Origin of the sequence: Bradyrhizobium sp. CCBAU 21365, from assembly GCF_015291305.1 — a bacterium.
GTDB lineage: Bacteria > Pseudomonadota > Alphaproteobacteria > Rhizobiales > Xanthobacteraceae > Bradyrhizobium > Bradyrhizobium elkanii.
This window is the reverse complement of the sequence record NZ_CP030036.1, coordinates 7,120,621-7,139,074: the sequence shown is the minus strand read 5'-3', so window position 1 is coordinate 7,139,074 and position 18,454 is coordinate 7,120,621. Positions and strand designations below refer to the sequence as shown.

18 protein-coding genes and 1 tRNA gene are annotated in these 18,454 nt (G+C 65.8%); 8 read left to right on the top strand and 11 right to left on the bottom strand.

Annotated elements, in window-relative coordinates; all coding sequences use genetic code 11:
• Positions 1-180: 180 nt before the first annotated feature.
• The 5 genes from XI02_RS33575 to XI02_RS33555 form a co-directional block, all read right to left on the bottom strand.
• The gene (locus XI02_RS33575; protein WP_018273276.1) at positions 181-1,176 is read right to left on the bottom strand and encodes a LysR family transcriptional regulator; all 996 of its coding nucleotides are present in this window, start codon (positions 1,174-1,176) and stop codon (positions 181-183) included.
• A gap of 87 nt (positions 1,177-1,263) precedes the next feature.
• Complete coding sequence (locus tag XI02_RS33570) at positions 1,264-2,295, bottom strand: MerR family transcriptional regulator (protein ID WP_172647257.1); 1,032 nt, start codon at positions 2,293-2,295, stop codon at positions 1,264-1,266.
• A 942-nt stretch (positions 2,296-3,237) separates the two neighbouring features.
• Positions 3,238-4,272, bottom strand: coding sequence for an IS110 family transposase (locus XI02_RS33565; protein ID WP_172646394.1), 1,035 nt, complete (start codon positions 4,270-4,272; stop codon positions 3,238-3,240).
• A gap of 217 nt (positions 4,273-4,489) precedes the next feature.
• Positions 4,490-5,290: a DUF2927 domain-containing protein gene (locus XI02_RS33560; RefSeq protein WP_016843691.1), complete on the bottom strand. Its 801-nt coding sequence runs from the start codon at positions 5,288-5,290 to the stop codon at positions 4,490-4,492.
• Positions 5,291-5,383: 93 nt separating this feature from the next.
• Complete coding sequence (locus XI02_RS33555; protein ID WP_069279450.1) at positions 5,384-5,959, bottom strand: L,D-transpeptidase; 576 nt, start codon at positions 5,957-5,959, stop codon at positions 5,384-5,386.
• 389 nt (positions 5,960-6,348) lie between these two features.
• Here XI02_RS33555 and XI02_RS33550 point away from each other — a divergent pair, with 389 nt between their 5' ends.
• Complete coding sequence (locus tag XI02_RS33550) at positions 6,349-7,896, top strand: acetolactate synthase large subunit (RefSeq protein WP_018273273.1); 1,548 nt, start codon at positions 6,349-6,351, stop codon at positions 7,894-7,896.
• A gap of 50 nt (positions 7,897-7,946) precedes the next feature.
• Complete coding sequence (locus XI02_RS33545) at positions 7,947-8,483, top strand: hypothetical protein (protein WP_026193219.1); 537 nt, start codon at positions 7,947-7,949, stop codon at positions 8,481-8,483.
• A 423-nt stretch (positions 8,484-8,906) separates the two neighbouring features.
• Here the strand turns inward: XI02_RS33545 and XI02_RS33540 are convergent, their stop codons facing one another.
• Positions 8,907-9,140: a hypothetical protein gene (locus XI02_RS33540; protein ID WP_244981054.1), complete on the bottom strand. Its 234-nt coding sequence runs from the start codon at positions 9,138-9,140 to the stop codon at positions 8,907-8,909.
• 180 nt (positions 9,141-9,320) lie between these two features.
• Here XI02_RS33540 and XI02_RS33535 point away from each other — a divergent pair, with 180 nt between their 5' ends.
• Entirely contained in the window at positions 9,321-9,461 is a 141-nt protein-coding gene (locus tag XI02_RS33535) for a hypothetical protein (RefSeq protein ID WP_016843686.1), read from the top strand.
• A gap of 69 nt (positions 9,462-9,530) precedes the next feature.
• Here XI02_RS33535 and XI02_RS33530 read toward each other — a convergent pair whose 3' ends face one another.
• Positions 9,531-9,902, bottom strand: coding sequence for a DUF4118 domain-containing protein (locus tag XI02_RS33530; RefSeq protein WP_016843685.1), 372 nt, complete (start codon positions 9,900-9,902; stop codon positions 9,531-9,533).
• 166 nt (positions 9,903-10,068) lie between these two features.
• On the opposite strand from XI02_RS33530, the gene XI02_RS33525 reads away from it, so the two are divergent.
• Positions 10,069-10,386: a hypothetical protein gene (locus XI02_RS33525; protein WP_172647259.1), complete on the top strand. Its 318-nt coding sequence runs from the start codon at positions 10,069-10,071 to the stop codon at positions 10,384-10,386.
• Between the two features lie 91 nt (positions 10,387-10,477).
• Here the strand turns inward: XI02_RS33525 and XI02_RS33520 are convergent.
• The 3 genes from XI02_RS33520 to XI02_RS33510 all read right to left on the bottom strand — a co-directional run bounded on the left by XI02_RS33520 (position 10,478) and on the right by XI02_RS33510 (position 12,791).
• Positions 10,478-10,552, bottom strand: a tRNA-Val gene (locus tag XI02_RS33520).
• Between the two features lie 113 nt (positions 10,553-10,665).
• Positions 10,666-11,949, bottom strand: coding sequence for a hypothetical protein (locus XI02_RS33515; protein WP_016843677.1), 1,284 nt, complete (start codon positions 11,947-11,949; stop codon positions 10,666-10,668).
• Positions 11,950-12,185: 236 nt separating this feature from the next.
• A complete protein-coding gene (locus XI02_RS33510) occupies positions 12,186-12,791 on the bottom strand; it encodes a DUF1134 domain-containing protein (RefSeq protein WP_016843676.1) in 606 nt (201 codons plus the stop codon).
• A gap of 153 nt (positions 12,792-12,944) precedes the next feature.
• Between XI02_RS33510 and XI02_RS33505 the strand changes: the two genes are divergently transcribed.
• Positions 12,945-13,409, top strand: a complete 465-nt coding sequence (locus XI02_RS33505; protein WP_016843675.1) for a YHS domain-containing (seleno)protein — start codon at positions 12,945-12,947, stop codon at positions 13,407-13,409.
• On the opposite strand, the gene cysQ is transcribed toward XI02_RS33505, so the two are convergent.
• Positions 13,410-14,237 (bottom strand): 3'(2'),5'-bisphosphate nucleotidase CysQ, encoded by an 828-nt coding sequence (gene cysQ, locus XI02_RS33500; protein ID WP_172647260.1) that lies wholly within the window; start codon positions 14,235-14,237, stop codon positions 13,410-13,412.
• Between the two features lie 155 nt (positions 14,238-14,392).
• Here cysQ and chpT point away from each other — a divergent pair, with 155 nt between their 5' ends.
• The 3 genes from chpT (at position 14,393) to XI02_RS33485 (ending at position 18,447) form a co-directional block, all read left to right on the top strand.
• A complete protein-coding gene (chpT, locus tag XI02_RS33495; protein ID WP_172647261.1) occupies positions 14,393-15,040 on the top strand; it encodes a histidine phosphotransferase ChpT in 648 nt (215 codons plus the stop codon).
• A 202-nt stretch (positions 15,041-15,242) separates the two neighbouring features.
• Positions 15,243-17,954, top strand: coding sequence for a hybrid sensor histidine kinase/response regulator (locus tag XI02_RS33490; protein ID WP_172646072.1), 2,712 nt, complete (start codon positions 15,243-15,245; stop codon positions 17,952-17,954).
• A gap of 22 nt (positions 17,955-17,976) precedes the next feature.
• Positions 17,977-18,447, top strand: coding sequence for a chemotaxis protein CheW (locus XI02_RS33485; RefSeq protein WP_038378930.1), 471 nt, complete (start codon positions 17,977-17,979; stop codon positions 18,445-18,447).
• The last annotated feature ends 7 nt before the right edge of the window (positions 18,448-18,454 follow it).

Genomic DNA, 18,454 nt, shown 5'->3' with positions numbered 1-18,454 from the left:
CTGCCTCAGTACGGCTTGTTTCGACAAGAAGCGGGGAGTTCGATGGGGCCAGCCACCATTGCTTTGTCGGCAATTGGCTCGTAGCTGAATCGCGGCGCCGCCGACGTGCGTCGTCTTCGACCGGCGCAGTCTTCCAGACGCAGCATCCTGCGGTGCCAGCCTGGCAGGTCCGTGCGCGGTTTAAACGTTCTTCGCGACCTTCCGTGTCCGCGTCGGACCGGCGCCGGCGATCGCCGGCTTGATATTCCACACTGCGCGCACGCTTGCGAAGGCGTGCGCGATCACCGGCTCCTGGCGGCGGGCGGCGAGGCTGGCGAAGGAGAGATCGCAGGTCAGCTTCACCTTGTCGGCGACCACGAACTGATGCGGCCGCGCCATCCGCGGCGCCAGCACGTTGTCGCGTGCGAGGCTGAGGCAGAGGCCGGATTCGACGAAGTCGATCATCGCCTCTTCCTGGTCGGTGTAGCCGATCCGCTTCGGCAATGCGCCGAGCGGGCGGAAGATGTCGTCGAGCAGCCGCCGGTGGCCGGAGTGCGGCGGTGTCGCGAGCCAGGGCAGCTCGGCGAGCTCGGCCCAGCCCTTGCCCATCACCCGGTCGCGCCAGGCGATCGGTGCGATCACCCGGTAGTCGTAGCAGAGCAGCGGGGCAAGCTGGTAGCGGCCGTCGGCGATGGTCCGTTCGGTGAAGCTGTGATGGGCGAGCTGGTCCTGAGGCGTGGCGTCGACATAATAGCCGACGTCGAGTTCGCCGCGGCCGATCTGCGCCAGCACGTCGTCGCTCACGCCATGGCGCAGGAAGACCTCGGTGCGCTGCGAGGACATCGCAAGGCTGCGCACGAACGGTCCGAGCCGGGTGAATTCGGGGTCGAGGATGGTGCCGACGCGCAAGGTGCCGCGCTGCGCCTCGTTCAGCGAGTCCGCCATCGCCTTGAAGTCGGAGGCCGCCGCCACCGCCCGGTGCGCCAGCGGCAGCAGCGCGGCGCCGGCCTCGGTCAGGGTGAAGCCGGCAGGGGTGCGGTTGAACAGCTGCAGCCCGGTGCTTTCCTCGAGTGCTTTCAGCTGCAGGCTGACCGCGGGCTGGGTCAGTTTCAGCATCGCCGCTGCGCGCGATACCGTGCCCTCACGGGCAACCGTGATGAAGCAACGCAAGGCCTGGGTACGGGGAAGCTCGATCATCGCACGCGCTTATAGCACACTTTTTTGGCGCGCATCCGACCTGCGTCGTGCATTGTCATGAGATTATAATACAACCAATGCGAGAAGTCAGGACGGCCGCCACGCGATCGTGCCTTCGGTGCGCGCGCGGACTTCGGGCGAAGCGAGGCAGGTCGCGACCGCTTCATAGCCCGCCGCGCCCGGGACGGGCGTCACGCAGATCGGCCGGCTGTGGTTGGCGGGGCACAGGATGATCGCTTCGTCGTCGCCGACCGCGTCGAGATCAAGGATCGCGTTGGAGCGGGTCAGGAAGAACAGCGGCCGGGCCTCGGGTCCGCGGCGGCGCAGATGCGCGACGATCGCTTCCTGGCTCGCCGGGTCGAGCCCTTGCTCGAGCATGTCGATCACGAGAATCGCGTCGTCGCCGGCCTCGAGTGCCGCGAGCAGGGCGGTCAGCGCCGGCGAGTCCACAGCGCCGTCGGCCAGCAGGGTGGCAAGGCTGGCCGCGACCCTGGCGTTGTGCGCCGGATCGGCGTCGAGGCGCGCGCGCACGGCCGCGCCGCCGTCGGCTGCGCGGTCCAGCCCGACGAAGCTGGCGCCGGGCAGGGCTTCGGCGAGCCGTTGTGCAAGGCGCGTCTTGCCGCTGCCGAGCGGGCCGACGATGTAGTTCAGCCGTTTGATGTCGCGCAGCTCGAAGCGCTCGCCGCCCCACGGCCACGGCAGATCGAACGCGACGCCGATCGCCGGGCGGGTCCGGACCGCACCGATGATGTCACCCGTCGCGGGCATCTTGCCGCCGCCGAGGTCGGCGCGCAGCCGGCGCAGTTTGGCGATGCTGTCGCCGCATTGGCGGATGCGCGCTTCGAGCGCGGCCTCGTGCGCGGCCAGCACGCGGCCGAGGACGACGGCATCGCCGTTCAGGATCCGCGCCACTTCACCGACGCCAAGGCCGAGCGCGCGCAGCGCGACGATCTCGGCGCCGCGCGCCATCTCGGCCGGACCATAGGCGCGCCATCCCGCCGGCGTGCGGCCGGGTGCAATCAGGCCGCGCTCCTCGTACAGGCGCAGCGCTTTCGCGGAGATGCCGAGCTGCCTTGCAGCTTCGGACGGGCTGAGGAAACGGGCGGCAGCAGCATTCATCGAATCGCCTCGCATCGTCTGACCGCGCCTCTATGGAGGCGGCCGCAGGGGCAAGGTCAAGCGGGGAGGACGGTGATTCCGTATCCTGGGGTGTGAGCAGTGAGGTGAGCACGCCGGTCAGGCTCCCTCCCCCCTTGCGGCAGGGCTATCGCATATGAGCTCGGTCGCTCCACAAACTCGTCATGCCCGGGCTTGTCCCGGGCATCCACGTCTTTGTTTCCAGGTGAAGAACGACGTGGATGGCCGGGACAAGCCCGGCCATGACGGTGCGGACAAATCCATTTCCTCCCATATGCGATAGCCCTGCCGCTTGCGGGGGAGGGTGGGGAGAGGGGTGAGGCCCGGGCGCGATGATCGATGGGTGCGTCGCTCTCGCAACTTGTTCGCTCGTCGTCGAGACGCATTCGGAGAGCTCACGTCGTGTGGCACCCCTCTCCCTAACCCTCTCCCGCAAGGGGAGAGGGAACCCTGCTGCCGGTGCGTCCCTTACGCGGTTGAGTCCGCGCGAGAATGCGGAAGTCTGACTCACAGCTCGCGCAACAAACTCGATGTCGTCCCGGCGCAGGCTTGGCTTTCGCCAGGACGACGATTGGGGAGATCGCACGCTTATGTCGCGAGAATGCGGATCAGTGACTCACAAGTCGCGCAACAAACTCAGTGTCGTCCCGGCGCAGGCCGGGACCCATATGTGGACGGCCCCCGTGGCACAAGAGCTTTTTGGTGAGATCGGATCGCTTGCATCCATATGTCCGGCCTGTTGAGTGCGATCGGGTCGATCGCTGGCCAAGATGGGTTGCGCGATGCGAGTTCCAAACAACCAGGCGACCTGTTGACGGCCGATGGGTCCCACGGATTGTCTCGCATCGTTGCTCGATCGATCGCTCCATCTGCTCCTGCAGCTCCGGGTCGACCGGCGAGCGAGCCCGCCGGCCGGCCAATCTGTTAGGTGGCCGGAATGGGATTCATCCGTGCCACATCGTAGCTCTCACCTGTTGCCATCAGCTTCCAGGCGATGCGGGCCACCTTGTTGGCGAGCGCCACGGCCGCAAGCTTCGGCGGCTTGCGCTGGATCAGTGCCAGCAGCCAGCGCGAGTGATGACCGCGCCCGCGCCTGGCCTGCTGGATCACCGCCGTGGCCCCGATCACCAGCAGCCGTCGCAAGTCCTCGTCGCCCGCCCGCGTAATCTTGCCGAGCCTGGTCTTGCCGCCGGTGGAATGGTCTTGAGGTGTGAGGCCGAGCCAAGCCGCAAAGTGCCGGCCGGAACGGAAGGCAAGCGGATCCGGCGTCTTCATCACCAGCATCGTCGCAATGATTGGACCGATCGAGGGGATCTGCGCCAGACGCCGACCCGTGGCATCGGATCGGTGCCAGGCCATCAGCTTGGCTTCGATCTCCCCAAGCTCGCCCTCAAGCCTGGTGTACTCGCGGCCCAGCACGACAAACAACTCGCGCGCCAGGGCGGGAAGCGTCTCGTCCTGCGCAATCCGCGCCAGCAGCGGCTCGACCTTGTCGACCCCTTTGGCTGCGATCAGGCCGAACTCCGCCGCATGGCCACGGATCGTATTGCCAAGCTGGGTGCGCCGGGCGATCAATCCATCGCGGATACCCGTCAGCATCAGCGCGGCCTGTTGCTCGGCCGTCTTGACCGGCACAAAGCGCATGCTCGGCCGGCCCATCGCTTCACACAGCCCTTCCGCATCCCGCCCGTCGTTCTTGTTCCGCATCACGTAGGGCTTCACCAGTTGCGGGGCCATCAGCTTCACCTCATGGCCGAGCTTGCCAAGCTCTCGCGCCCAATGCTGCGAGCCTCCGCAGGCCTCCATCCCGATCACCGTCGGCGGCAACTTGGCGAAGAAGTCCAGCACCTGCTTCCGCGACAGCTTCTTGCGCAACACAACCTGCTCGGCCGCATCAACCCCATGCAGCACAAAAATATGCTTCGACGTATCCATACCGATGCGGATAATCTCTCTCACGGACGGCTCCCTTGTCTGAGATTTGCAACAACCTCATTCTGGCACAACTGATGCCGTAGGGGGCCGTCCACCCCATCAACCACGAATGCGAATTGTTGTAGGACGCTGGGGCCACTGCCTGTTTTCAACAACGCGACCCTGTGGTGATGGGTCCCGGCCTTCGCCGGGACGACGGTGTTGTGTGCGACGAGCATTTGCACACAAAAAAGCCGCCCCCTCACTCCAGATGGTTCACCTTCGCCACCCAGGCGCGGGCGTCGGCGAGCACGGCGGGCAGCACGGCCTTGACCTCCTGCACGGTCATGCCGGGCTTGATGCGGGGGTCGTAGAGCAGGTTGAGCAGATATTGGTCGTAGACGTCGAAATAGCCCATCGAGACGTTGTCGTTGAACATGGTCCAGGGCACGGTGGCGGTGTCGTTGATCGGGCCGAGCGACTGCAACAGCTCCTCATAGGCGCAGTCGAGGAAGACGAAATCGCCGTTGTCGACGGTGAGGATCACGTCGGAATGCTCGATCTCGTAGTTCTCGTTCTTGCGGAAGCCGGACAGGCACTGCGGGTCGAGCGAGGACCGGATCTCCCTGGCGCGCTCCTGGCCGTAGAAGGTCGCGATGGTGCGGTACAGCTCGCGGTCGCGCACCAGCTTGACCACGACATTGGCCGCTTCGCTGTTCTCGGTCATCGCGATGTCGAGATGCTGCACCTTGGCGCGGATGTCGGCGACGACCTTGGCGAGCTGGGTCTTGCGGTCGGCGCGGCTGCCGTCGGCGAACACGCGCACCGGACTGTCGTATTTGCGGATGCGGTCGACCCGTCCGGCGAGATGATATTCGGCGCCGAACGCGGTTTTCAGAAAGCCCTCGACGATCTCGGCGTCGGTGAAGACCTTCTTCTCGTTGCGCTGGCGCGCGGCGATCGCCGGTACCTCGGTGGCAGCCGCGGGCACCGCGGCATCAGCGAGGCAAGCGGCGAGCGCTGCGGCGAGAAGGACGAGGATCGAGGGACGGTGCTGGGGCATTGTGACAACGCTGCCGCAAGGTTTGCGGCAGCGCAAGGCGGGATCAGCGATCTTCCCGAATGGCGGCGCCTGGTTCCGTTGAAATCGACGCGATCAGTTGTTCTTCACCACCACGGTGGTGCCGACCGAGACGCGACCATAGAGATCGGTGACGTCGTCGTTGGTCATGCGGAAGCAGCCCGACGAGACGGCCTGGCCGATCGTCTCCGGCTCGTTCGAACCGTGGATGCGGTAGAGCGTCGAGCCGAGATACATCGCGCGCGCGCCGAGCGGGTTCTCGATACCGCCGTTCATGTGGCGCGGCAGATCGGGGCGGCGGCGCAGCATCTGCGACGGCGGCGTCCACGACGGCCATTCCTTCTTTGCGGAGATGCGGTGGACGCCGCTCCAGCGGAAGCCGTCGCGGCCGACGCCGATCCCGTAGCGCAGCGCCTGGCCGTTCGCCAGCACCAGATAGAGCCGGCGCTCGGCGGTGTTCACCACGATGGTGCCGGGGGCGTAGTTGGTCGGGTAGTTGACGGTGGTGCGCGGGATCGGGCTTGCGCCGCCGCCGCCGAAGAAGCTCGGGGGCTCGGCCTGGTAGCCGCGGGAGTCGAAGAACTGGGCGTGGGCCTGGCCGGCACCTGCCAGGATCGTGAGCGCGGCAAACATCAAGGCAATCGGGCGCATGGTCGTCGTCCTCGCGAACAATCAAATATGCAGTCAGAGAGGCCATAATTGCCGGCGTTTCGCAAGCGACGAAGCCGTGACCTCAGGCATTTTCGAACAACACGGTTTAAAAAGGCAACAGATCGGAAGCGATAGCTGCATTGTCCGGCCAAGCCTTTGACGAAGCGGATGAAGAATGGTTGATCTGGAGCGTCTTCAAGCGAAGTGGGTACCGGTTCGCGTCGAGAAAACGCGACCAAACAAAAGCTGGAGCGTCTTCAAGCGAAGTGGGCAGCGGTTCGCGTGAAGAAAACGCGACCAAACAAAAGGATACGAGCATGATCCGATCCAGTCGGATCGGATCATGCTCGGAAGCGACCTCAAGAACATCTCGAAACGGGAGCGAGAGCATGAACGGTGCGGAAAGTCTGGTGCGGACATTGGTCGCAGGCGGCGTGGATGTCTGCTTTACCAATCCCGGCACCTCGGAGATGCATTTCGTCGCGGCGCTGGACAAGGTCCCGGGCATGCGCTGCGTACTCGGTCTGTTCGAAGGCGTGGTGACCGGTGCGGCCGACGGTTATTTCCGCATGAAGGGAACGCCGGCCTCGACGCTGCTGCATCTCGGGCCCGGCCTCGCCAACGGCCTTGCCAATCTGCACAACGCCAAGAAGGCGCATTCCGGCATCGTCAACATCGTCGGTCAGCATGCCACCTACCACATCGGCTACAACGCGCCGCTGACATCGGACATCGAGGGCCTGGCGCGGCCGATGTCGTCCTGGGTGCGCACCTCGCCGGATGCCAGGTCGGTTGCCGCCGACGGCGCGGCCGCGATCGCCGCCGCCAGGAGCGCGCCGCCGCAGATCGCAACCCTGATCCTGCCGGCCGACACCGCCTGGAACGAAGCCGACGGCATCGCCGAGGTGCCCGTCGACACGCAGCGCCCGAGCTACTCGCCGCAGGCGGTCGATACCGCGGCGAAGATCCTGCACGGCGATGCCGCGCATACGCTGCTGCTCGTCACCGGCAGCGCGCTGACCGAGCACGGGCTGGCGCTCGCCGAGCGCATCGCCGGCAAGACCGGCTGCACGGTGATGGGCCAGACCTATCACCCGCGCATGGCGCGCGGCCGCGGCCGCTTCTCGGTCAACCGGATTCCCTATGTGATCGAGCAGGCGCTGCCGATCCTGAAAAATTTCCGTCACATCGTGCTGGTCGAGGCCAACGATCCCGTCGCGTTCTTCGCCTATCCGAACAAGCCGAGCATGCTGAAGGCGGAAGGCTGCGAGGTGCATCGCATGACCGCCTGGGGTGAGAATTCGGTCGCGGCGCTCGAGGCGCTCGCCGGTGCGCTGCATGCGACCGCGCAGGACGTCAAGCCGCAGCAGCACCAGGAACTGGTCAAGCCGACCGGCGCGCTCAACCATGCCACGATCGCGCAGGCGATCGCCTGCGCGATCCCCGAGAACGCCATCATGGTCGATGAATCCGTCACCACCGGCCGCGGCTTCTTCCCGCCGACCGCGGCGGCCGCGCCGCATGACTGGCTGCAGAACATGGGCGGCTCGATCGGCTTCTCGACCCCCGTGGCGACCGGCGCCGCGGTCGCCTGTCCGGACCGCAAGGTGATCTGCATGGTCGGCGACGGCAGCGCGATGTACACGATCCAGTCGCTGTGGACCCAGGCGCGCGAAGGGCTCAACGTGGTGACCATCGTGTTCGCCAACCGCATCTATCAGATCCTGCGCGGCGAGTTCGACGGCGTCGGCGCCGGCGAGCCGGGCAAGCGGGCGCAGGATATGCTGAAGATCGACCGGCCGACGCTCGACTTCGTCGCGCTCGCCAAGGGTATGGGAGTGCCGGGCAGGGCGGTGACGACGGCCGACGAGTTCAACAAGGCGCTCGCGGAAGCCGTTGCGGAGCCGGGACCGCGGCTGATCGAAGTGCAGATGTAAGGACGTAGTTGAAAGGCCGCGGCGGCGGCCCAGTCCAGTCGGAGGCGTCGATGCAGACCGAGCTGAACAAGGTGATCGCCGCGGTGGAGGAATTCTATGCGCAGGAGATGTTCCTGCTGGAGCGCGATCTCGGCGAGCGAACGCTCACTCACCGGCTGGCGGTCTATGTCGAGCGGCAATTTTCCGGCTGGCAGGTCGATTGCAACTACGACCGGCTCGGCGAGCGCACGCTGCGGCTGCCGCGCGGCTCGGGAAGCTCGACCGACGACCATCTCGGCAAGTCGATCTATCCCGATATCGTCGTGCATCAGCGCGACATCCCGAACAATCTCCTGGCCATCGAGCTGCGCAAGGACAGCAATCACCAGCCGATCGAGCACGATCAGCGCAAGCTGCAGGCGCTGACCGATCCGAATGTCTGGTTTGCCTATGCGATGGGTGTGCTGGTGATCGTCGGACAAAGCGGGGTGAGCTTTACCGAGGTCTATGTCGGCGGTGCCATCGATAGCGCGACATCGCTCTGGTTTGCCGAGCGGCTACGCGAGAGCGGGCTCGCGAGCGGGCGCGACCATGGCGCTCCGCATTAAGTCTATCGATGAATCTTGCTCCGCGTTGCAGTGATAGCCCGTTTGGATCATGCGTGGCCTCTGCACGCGCGGCACAACAGAAGTGCGGGAGGTGGAGCAATTACTGGAGCTGGTGGTCAATTTTCAGAACGATCCGATGGCGGTGCGGATTATCAGCTCCGCAACTCTTTCGCTCCCCCTCCCGCACTTGAATTCGCTGGTCCAACTCTCGCTGGTCCAGCTTGCACTGATCCAAACTTCCACTGATCCAACTTGCACTGCCCGAGGTGGTCGGCGCACTTGATTGCGACGTGACAGGCCGAGGCAGCATCCGCACCGAGACAGTAAAAAGGCCGCCTTCGGGCGGCCTTTTCCGTGATCGCCAAGTCCGTGCTCGACAAGTCCGTGCTCGACAAGTGGATCACCGAGCGCGATTGTTTCTGTTTATTGCTTGGTGGCATCGCTGCCGGTTGTGGCGGCACCGGTCTTGGCACCGGTCTTGGCGCTCGATTTCTTGACGGTCTTCTTCGCTTTCTTCGGCGCCTTGGCGGCCTCGCCCTTGGTCGCGGTGTCGCCGCTTTGCGCGGTGGGGGCCGGGCTGCCGCCCGCCTTGTCCTGCGCGAGCGCGGTGGACGAGACGAAGGCAAGGGCGGTGGCGGCGAGGATCAGTGTTCGCATCGGATATTCTCCCAAGTTGGTTTCCGGCGAGCCTCAACGGGACAGAATGTCGCAGGGTTCCGCGGCGCCGATCAGCAGTCCGTGAGCTGTGCGTGAACGGCATGGCCGCCGCGAAGCCGGCGGAACCGGGAACCGGGCGCCGCGTTATCTGGCCGGGCAGGAGTTCCGAGGAGAGACGCCATGCGCTGGCGGTCAATGACGGAAACCACCAATACGGTGCTCGACACCGCCCCCGAGGACAGCTTCTACGCGGTAGGCTGGACCATCAGCGGCGTGGCGACGCTGGCCACCATCGTCGCGATCTGGATGTTCGGGATCTGAGGGCGAACGAGCCACGGCAGGAAGCCGGCGCGCTATCGCCGGCGGCCGGTCGCGACCTGCGCCGTTCGCTTACTTCCGCAGAATTGCCAGCGCTTCCCGATAGAGCTGCGAGAAGCAGACCAAGAGCGCGCTCGACAGCAGGAACATCGCCAAGCTGTCATAGTCGTCGGCCGTCGGCCAGGAAAACTCGAAATAGGGCGGCATGAACGCCCACCAGACGATTGGAACCGTGATGATCGTGGCAAAGGCGCCGGCGGGTGCGCCGCCCATCAGGCCGGCGATCAGGATCGCCGGCACGAAGCCCGCGAAATAGAACTGCATCCCAAAGCTCGCGAACATCTCCTGGGTCGCGGTGGCCAGCACCACCGCAAGCAGGGCGACGACGAATGTCGACAAGGACCAAGGCCGCAGCTTCAAAATGTAGTCGTTGCCCTTGCGCATCGAGACTCCCGGCCCCCGCGAGTTCCCGGAAGGTAGCCGAGGAGGCCCGCAAACAAAACCCCGTAGGACTCCGTGGGGCGGCGTTCTGCTCGACACCGTGAAAAGGAACCGTCCCGGTCAAGCCGCCGCCGCATTGTCGCGCTTATTGCATCGCAGCAGGGTGATTGTGGGGCACCGCAATGCTGGAATTTCTGATTGTCGTCCTCGTCGCCGGGATCGGGTTCGTATCGGGGTACGCGTCCGCGAGCTGATCTCGCGCCGCCGGCGGCGGTCTGCCCCGCGCGTTCGCATTCGCGCGCCGCAGGTTCGTGCCGCCAATGACGACAGCTCCGCCCGCGGCTGGTATCGGCCGACCGGCACGCAGGGCGCGGATCACGCCATCCCGCCACCCGATGAACTCGACGGCGCGGTTCGCGACCTGCTCGGCGAGCTCAGCCGCCGCACCGCCAAGCCGCCATCCGCACCGCAGCGCCGCCGGCAGTGAGCCGGAAACGCCGGGCCGCCGCCGCTAAGGCGTCGGCTACTTTGCATGGGGTTGTTTTCGATATTTTTGACGAGGCGGTCCCGAAGGGGAATGGTGGACGCACAAGGGATCGAACCTTGGACCTCTCCCGTGTGAAGGGAACGCTCTCCCGCTGAGCTATGCGTCCGGGATGTGACGTGCCAACGGCCGCTGGTCGGCGGCCGGTCGAGTGCGGCGCTTCGTCAGAGCGTGCGATTTACGAAGTGCCGGGCAGGGGTGTCAAGCCAAACCCTGCGGGAATCACGCCCCTTGCTGGCGGGCGCGGGAGGCATGTGACTGCAGCGCCCGGATGCGCTCGGCGAGCGTGCCGCCGCCCTCGGGCATCCCGCTGCCCGGCGAGGCGCCGTTGGCGGGCTTGGCCGCCGCCTTGGCCGGCACCGTCGGCTCCGCCGCCAGCATGGCCTCGATCGCCGAATTGGGGCCCTCGAGCTGGATCGCGAGCTTGGCCACCTCGGCGGCGATGTCGTTGATGCGCTCGCGCAGCAGCGCATTCTCCATCCGCTCGGTCGCCCAGGAGCTCTCGGCCTGCTGCTGAATCGCGTTGATGTCGCGCTGCAGCTTGCCGCGCTCGTCGCTGACGGTGCGCAGCTGCTCCTCGACTTGAGCCTTCTCCTGGCGCAGCTTGTCGAGCGCGGAGGATTTGCCGCCGCCCACTGCTGAGATCTCCTCGCGCAGCTCCTGCACGGTGCGCTCGGCGGCGGCGTTGGCCTGCTTCAACTGGCCGTTCTCGAATTCGCGCTCGGCCAGCAGCTTGCCCTGGGTCGCAAGCCGCGTCTCGAGGTCGTTGACCCGGTTGCCGAGCATCTCGGCTTCCTTGACCTGAGCGACGAGCTGGTGGTCGAGATCGGTGACGCGCTGGCTCAGATTCTCGACCCGGCCGCGCGCGTCGGTGAGATCGCGCGTCGCGGTTTCCGACTGGCTGCGCTCCTGGGCGAGGCGGGCTTCGGTTGCCGCGAATTCCCTGGCGGCATCGCCGACCCGGTTCTTCAACTCCTCGACCTGGGTCCGCACCGCGACCAGTTCGATCTGGCGGCTGTCGGCCGTCATCGCGCGGTCGTTGAGCTCGGCGTTGATCCTGCCAAGCTCGCCCTGCTTGTCGGTCAGCGCCTGCTCGGCGTTGCGCAACAGCTCGGTCTTGGCCGAGAACTCTTCCTCGGTGGCGCGAAGCTGCTCCTTCATCGCCTTCTCGCGTGCTTCCAGCGCGAAGATCGCGGCATTCTTCTCGCCGAGCTCGATCTTCATGCGGTTGATCGCATCGGTCTTCTTGCCGAGCTCGGCGAGCTGGCTCGTGGTCTTGCTCTTGAGCTGGTCGACGCTCATCTCGAGCCGGCGGGCCGACATGGCGAATTCGGCGCGGAGCTGGTCCTTGTCGGCCTGGATCTCGGCCATCGACAGCGGGGTGGCCGCCTCCATGCGACGCGTGGTCAGCCGCACCGCCCGGTTATGCACCAGCGGAACGATCATCAGGCCGCACAGCATCGAGATCAGGAAACCGATCGCCGCGTACATGATCGGCTCGATCATGAAGGGTCACTCCAAGGAAAGAAGGAATTTGTTAATCACAATGCCACGGCGGGCCGGCCGAAGGCCAGCCCGATTGCCGCGTTAACCTGAATTGCCAACCGTGCCGGAGCGCCGGCCTCATCGCCCGATCAGGCTGCGACCTCGAGCTTCGTTCCGATTGAGTCGGAACGAGGCTCTGGATTCTGTCTTGACGCGTTTTCGTGATGCGAACCGGCGTCCACGTCGCTGGAAACGCTCTAGAACGGGTTCCAGGTCGCGCGCGGGGTGAATTTGAGATAGCCGACGCTGGCGCCGAGCCGCAGGCCGATGCCCGAGCGAATCGGGACCAGCACGATGTTGTTGGCGGTCAGCGCCGTCATGCCGAAGCCGCCGACGATATAGGCCGAGCCGTCGATGCCGACGAAGCGCTGATAGATCGCCTGGGTCGAGGGCAGGTTGTAGACCAGCGTCATGGTCCTCGCGCCGTCGCCGCCCCAGTCGAAGCCGACCGAGGGGCCCTGCCAGTAAACCCTGAGGTCGCCGGCGTTCTTGGTGTAGAGCGTGCCCTCGCCATAGCGCAGCCCGGCCACGAAGGCGCCGGAGCCTTCCTCGCCGAGCACATAACCATTGGGCAGGCCCCACTGGCTGACGGCGCGTTCGATGACCGAGGCGAGTCCGCGCGAGACATTGCCGAAGAACTTGTGTCCGGCATTGACCAGTTCGTCGGGCCCGTAAGTATACGGGGTCGGTTCACGCTGTGGCGGCGGATATTGCGGTGGCGGGCCCTGCTGCGCGGACGCCCCTGCGCTCCAGCACATCAGCGCGGCAAACGCGACCGCGGCAAGGCGTGATGCGAAAGTCATTAAGAACCCCTGCTATCGAAATCCGGGCGCTGCCCTTTAACCTGATGCCAACAGGCACGGCTCTAGGTTGCGCCCGGTGTCCCCTCGACTCGGATGTTATCGGTATCAACTATGACGGCACAACGGCAGGAAAGATATGGATCGCGCCGGGGGATGGCGTTTTTCGGCCTGTTGGCGGGCATTTTGGCGGCCGTCTGGCCCTCTTTGCCTGTCGAGGCCACCACAACCGAGCGCGTGGTGACGAACCGCTACTCCGGATTGGCGATCGAGGGATTCGATCCCGTCGCCTATTTCACCGACGCCGCCGCCACCCAGGGGCGGCCCGAATTCGAGGCTGCCGAGAGCGGCGTGGTCTGGCGTTTCCGCAACGAGGGCAACCGCGCCTCGTTCGTGGCGCATCCGGAAATCTATGGCCCGCAATTCGGCGGCTACGATCCGACCGATCTGGTGCGGGGCGTCACCTGCGCGGGCAATCCGCGATTCTGGGCCGTGGTCGGGAACAGGCTTTATTTGTTCAACCGGGAACGCAGCCGTGACGCGTTCGCCGCCGATCCCGCGCGCTTTTTGAAGGAAGCCGCGGCGCGTTGGCCGGAGCTGGAAGACAATCTCGCGCAGTGATCACGGCGCCGCGGCCGGATCGCCCCAGGCAATGAATTCCGGCACCAGAAAGTCTTCGCGGCCCAGCCCGAAATGCAACGGGCTTCCGTTCGAATCGGTGACCTTGCCGCCGGCCGCAACGACGACCGCGTGACCGGCCGCCACATCCCATTCCGATGTCGGCGACAGGCGGGGATAGATGTCGACTTCGCCCTCGGCGACGCGGCCGAATTTGACGGCCGAGCCCAGCACGGCGCGGACCGCGCCGCCGCGCGCGTCGATGAAGGCTTCGGTGCGCGCATCGCCATGTGAGCGGCTCACTGCCACCGTCCACGGCGCGCCGCGCGGCGGGCAGGGGCGGGTCCTGATCGGCACCGCCTGCGAAACCGCGCCGCCCTGCAGCGTCAACCGTTCCGCGCCCTTGCCGACGATGCCGCGCCAGATCAGGCCGAGCGCCGGCGCGCCGACGATGCCGAGCAGCGGCACACCTTGCGTGACCAGCGCCACATTGACGGTGAATTCATTGCGTCCGGCGACGAACTCCTTGGTGCCGTCGAGCGGATCGATCAGGAAGAAACTGTCCTTGTAGGGCGGCGTCGCCAGATCGACGCGCTCCTCCGACAGCAGCGACACCTGCGGCGCAAGCCGCGTCAAGCCTTCGACGATGATGTGGTCGGCGGCGAGATCGGCCTCGGTGACCGGCGACCCGTCGCCTTTGCCGGCAACATTCATCGTCGAACGATTGACCGCAAGGATCGCCTCGCCGGCGCGGATCACCAGTTCGGTCAGTGATTCGAGCAGCGTCGTGGCGCCCTCGCAGCCGATCAGGGGCGGCTGTGCCTTATTCATGTGCGGGTCTCATATCAACGGGTCGCATATCCTGTTTGTGTTCCCTTATCAGCCCCGCCGCAAGCTGGCAGCATCCGTCTGCGCGGTGTATCAAGCCGACAGGCATGCGTGATTCGCACTCCTCGGTCGGCGTGCGGCTTTCCAGGAAACAATTGATGTCTGGCACTTCGTCTCCCGGTCCCGCTCCCGATGCGCTCGAACTCGCGGCGCTGTTGTGCTCGCGGGTCTGTCACGATCTCATCAGTCCGGTCGGCGCGATCGTCAATGGGCTTGAGGTCCTTGACGACAATCCCAAGCCGGAAGACCGCGACTTCGCGCTCGATCTGATTCGCAAGAGCGCCAAGACCGCTTCGGCGCGGTTGCAGTTCTGCCGGCTGGCGTTCGGCGCGGCCGGTTCCTCCGGCGCGCAGATCGACCTCGGCGATGCCCAGAACATGGCGAAGGGGCATATCGAGGACGGCAAGGTGACGCTGACCTGGAATTTGCCGCGGCTGCTGCTGCCCAAGAACCGGGTCAAGCTGCTGCTGAACATGCTGGTCATCGCGCAGCAGACGATCCCGCGCGGCGGCACGCTCACGATCGATCCGGTCGGCGAAGGCGAGGCGATGAGCTTCCGCATCACGTCCGCGGGCCTCAATGCGCGCGTGCCGCAGAACATCGTCGACCTCCTCAATGGAAGCTCGTCGAACACGGTCGACGCGCATGCCGTACAGCCGCACTACACCCGCCTGCTTGCGGAAGCCTGCGGGCTGAAGGTGACGCTCGCGCTCGACGGTGAAAAGGTCATCGTCGCCGCGTCCTGAACGCGGCCGCGCCGACATCATTAATCAAAGGTTACGACCGGCCGCGCGATTCGATCGCGCGGCCTTATCTCTTTGTTGATCCCGTTCCTTTCCATTTGCTCAACCAAACTTAAACGCTTTGCGGAGAAGCTGACCGGGTTCCCGTCAGGCGCGTCGATGTCGCGCGCCGCAGCGTTTTCGGCGTTTTTCGAAGGTTGGTTTCATGGACGATCTGTTGCGCGAGTTCCTGACGGAGAGCAGCGAGAGCCTGGATACGGTCGACAACCAGCTGGTGCAGTTCGAGCAGGATCCGAACAACGCAAAGATCCTGGATAACATTTTCCGCCTTGTGCACACCATCAAGGGGACCTGCGGCTTTCTCGGGCTGCCGCGGCTCGAGGCGCTGGCGCATGCCGGCGAGACGTTGATGGGCAAATTCCGCGACGGCATGCCGGTGAGGGCGGAAGCCGTGACGCTGATCCTGTCCTCGATCGACCGCATCAAGGAGATCCTTGGCGGCCTCGAGGCGACCGAGGCCGAGCCTGAAGGCAACGACCGCGACCTGATCGATCAGCTCGAGGCCATGGTCGAGCACGGCATGGCGGCGATGTCTGCTGCTGAAGAAGATGTGCCGGTCGTCGAAGCTCCGTCGGTGCAGGCGGCAATGACCGAAGGCACGCTGGTGGTGCAGACCCTGGAGCGTCCGCTGCGTCCGGGCGAGGTCTCGCTCGACGAGCTCGAGCGCGCCTTCCGCGAGACCGAGACCGAAGTCGCCGCGCCTGCGCCGGTCGCCAAGCCCGCCGCTGCGGCGCCCGCCGCCGAGCCCGCTGAGGCTGTGAAGAAGCCCGCCCGCAAGGCCGCGGGTGAAGACGTCCAGGAAGGCGACAAGATCGCCAACCAGTCGATCCGGGTCAATGTCGACACCCTCGAACACCTCATGACCATGGTCTCCGAGCTGGTGCTGACCCGCAACCAGCTGCTGGAGATCTCCCGCCGCAACGAGGACACCGAGTTCAAGGTACCGCTGCAGCGGCTCTCCAACGTCACCGCCGAGCTGCAGGAAGGCGTCATGAAGACACGCATGCAGCCGATCGGCAATGCCTGGCAGAAGCTGCCGCGCATCGTCCGCGATCTCTCCGGCGAACTCGGCAAGCAGATCGAGCTCGAGATGCACGGCGCCGACACCGAGCTCGACCGCCAGGTGCTCGACCTGATCAAGGATCCGCTGACGCACATGGTGCGCAACTCCGCCGATCATGGGCTCGAGACCACCGCCGAGCGGGTCGCCGCCGGCAAGCCGGAACAGGGCGCCATTCGCCTCTCCGCCTATCACGAAGGCGGCCACATCATCATCTGCATCGCCGACAATGGCCGCGGGCTCAACACCGAGCGGATCAAGGCCAAGGCGCTCCAGAACGGTCTCGTCACCGAGGCCGAGCTGGAGAAGATGACCGAGGCCCAGATCCACAAGTTCATCTTCGCGCCGGGCTTCTCGACCGCCGCGCAGGTGACCTCGGTGTCCGGCCGCGGCGTCGGCATGGACGTGGTGCGCACTAATATCGACCAGATCGGCGGCACCATCGACATCAAGAGCGTGGCCGGCGAGGGCGCCTCCGTCACCATCAAGATCCCGCTGACCCTGGCGATCGTCTCCGCGCTGATCGTGGAAGCCGGCGGCGACCGTTTTGCGATTCCCCAATTGTCTGTGGTCGAGCTGGTGCGGGCCCGCGCCAACTCCGAGCACCGCATCGAGCGGATCAAGGACACCGCGGTCTTGCGACTGCGCAACAAGCTGCTGCCGCTGATCCACCTCAAGAAGCTGCTCAAGATCGACGACGGCGCGACCTCCACCGACGCCGAGAACGGCTTCATCGTGGTCACGCAGGTCGGCAGCCAGACCTTCGGCATCGTGGTCGACGGCGTGTTCCACACCGAGGAGATCGTGGTCAAGCCGATGTCGACCAAGCTGCGGCACATCGACATGTTCTCCGGCAACACCATTCTGGGCGATGGCGCCGTCATCATGATCATCGACCCCAACGGGATTGCGAAAGCCCTCGGCGCGTCCGGCTCCTCGGCCCATGACCTCGCCGACGACAGCGCGAGCGCGCACGCCAATAGCGGCGAGCAGCTGACCTCGCTGCTGGTGTTCCGCGCCGGCTCCAGCCAGCCCAAGGCGGTGCCGCTCGGCCTCGTCACCCGGCTGGAAGAGATCGCAACCGACAAGATCGAGCTCTCGAACGGCCGCTACATGGTGCAGTACCGCGAGCAGCTGATGCCGCTGGTGCAGATGGCCGGGGTCGAGGTGCAGAACCAGGGCTCGCAGCCGATCCTGGTGTTCGCCGACGACGGCCGCTCGATGGGGCTCGTGGTCGACGAGATCATCGACATCGTCGAGGAGCGGCTCAACATCGAGGTCGCGGGCAGCCAGGACGGCATCCTCGGCTCGGCGGTGATCAAGGGCCAGGCCACCGAGGTGATCGACGTCGGCCACTTCCTGCCGATGGCGTTCGCCGACTGGTTCTCGCGCAAGGAGATGCGCCCGTCGGCCTCGGCGCAGTCGGTGCTGCTGGTCGATGACTCGGCGTTCTTCCGCAACATGCTGGCGCCGGTGCTGAAAGCCGCCGGCTACAAGGTGCGGACCGCGGGCGGCGCGCAGGAAGGGCTCGCCGCACTGCGTTCGGGGCAGAGCTTCGACGTCGTGCTGACCGACATCGAGATGCCCGAGATGAACGGCTTCGAGTTCGCCGAGAACATCCGCAGCGACCACAACTTCAACCAGCTGCCGATCATCGCGCTGTCGGCGATGGTGTCGCCGGCGGCGATCGAGCGCGGCCGGCAGGCCGGCTTCCACGACTATGTCGCCAAGTTCGATCGTCCCGGGCTGATCGCGGCGCTGAAAGAGCAGACCGCCGAACTGCGCCGCGCGGCCTGACCGGATGCAAGGAACAGAATTGATGACCAGCAAGACCGAGACCAGCGAAGGCGCCATGGCCGAATACGTCACCGCCGTGATCGGCGGGCAGCTGTTCGGCCTGCCGATCTCGCGGGTGCAGGACGTGTTCATGCCGGAGCGGCTGACGCGGGTGCCGCTGGCCTCCAGCGAGATCGCCGGGGTGCTCAATCTGCGCGGCCGCATCGTCACCGTGGTCGACATGCGCGCCCGGCTCGGGCTGCCGAAGGCCGACGACGGCCAGTTGCCGATGGCGGTCGGCGTCGACCAGCGCGGCGAATCCTATGGCCTGTTGATCGACCAGATCGGCGAGGTGCTGCGGCTGCCCGACGACAGCCGCGAGGACAATCCGGTCAACCTCGATCCCCGCATGGCCAAGCTCGCCGGCGGCGTCCACCGCCTCGACGGCCAGCTCATGGTCGTCCTCGATGTCGATCGCGTGCTCGAACTGGTGCCCGATGCCAAAGCGGCGTGAATAGGGC

Bases quoted from the DNA above. Each gene is read 5' to 3' on its own strand.
- XI02_RS33545 (WP_026193219.1), top strand. From the start codon at position 7,947: ATGCAGACCGAGCTGAACAAGGTGATCGCCGCGGTGGAGGAATTCTAT.
- XI02_RS33515 (WP_016843677.1), bottom strand. From the start codon at position 11,949: ATGATCGAGCCGATCATGTACGCGGCGATCGGTTTCCTGATCTCGATG.
- XI02_RS33510 (WP_016843676.1), bottom strand. From the start codon at position 12,791: ATGACTTTCGCATCACGCCTTGCCGCGGTCGCGTTTGCCGCGCTGATG.
- XI02_RS33550 (WP_018273273.1), top strand. From the start codon at position 6,349: ATGAACGGTGCGGAAAGTCTGGTGCGGACATTGGTCGCAGGCGGCGTG.
- XI02_RS33505 (WP_016843675.1), top strand. From the start codon at position 12,945: ATGGCGTTTTTCGGCCTGTTGGCGGGCATTTTGGCGGCCGTCTGGCCC.
- XI02_RS33485 (WP_038378930.1), top strand. From the start codon at position 17,977: ATGACCAGCAAGACCGAGACCAGCGAAGGCGCCATGGCCGAATACGTC.
- XI02_RS33540 (WP_244981054.1), bottom strand. From the start codon at position 9,140: ATGCGAACACTGATCCTCGCCGCCACCGCCCTTGCCTTCGTCTCGTCC.
- cysQ (WP_172647260.1), bottom strand. From the start codon at position 14,237: ATGAATAAGGCACAGCCGCCCCTGATCGGCTGCGAGGGCGCCACGACG.
- XI02_RS33535 (WP_016843686.1), top strand. From the start codon at position 9,321: ATGCGCTGGCGGTCAATGACGGAAACCACCAATACGGTGCTCGACACC.
- XI02_RS33570 (WP_172647257.1), bottom strand. From the start codon at position 2,295: ATGAATGCTGCTGCCGCCCGTTTCCTCAGCCCGTCCGAAGCTGCAAGG.
- XI02_RS33530 (WP_016843685.1), bottom strand. From the start codon at position 9,902: ATGCGCAAGGGCAACGACTACATTTTGAAGCTGCGGCCTTGGTCCTTG.
- XI02_RS33560 (WP_016843691.1), bottom strand. From the start codon at position 5,290: ATGCCCCAGCACCGTCCCTCGATCCTCGTCCTTCTCGCCGCAGCGCTC.
- chpT (WP_172647261.1), top strand. From the start codon at position 14,393: ATGTCTGGCACTTCGTCTCCCGGTCCCGCTCCCGATGCGCTCGAACTC.
- XI02_RS33555 (WP_069279450.1), bottom strand. From the start codon at position 5,959: ATGCGCCCGATTGCCTTGATGTTTGCCGCGCTCACGATCCTGGCAGGT.
- XI02_RS33490 (WP_172646072.1), top strand. From the start codon at position 15,243: ATGGACGATCTGTTGCGCGAGTTCCTGACGGAGAGCAGCGAGAGCCTG.
- XI02_RS33575 (WP_018273276.1), bottom strand. From the start codon at position 1,176: ATGATCGAGCTTCCCCGTACCCAGGCCTTGCGTTGCTTCATCACGGTT.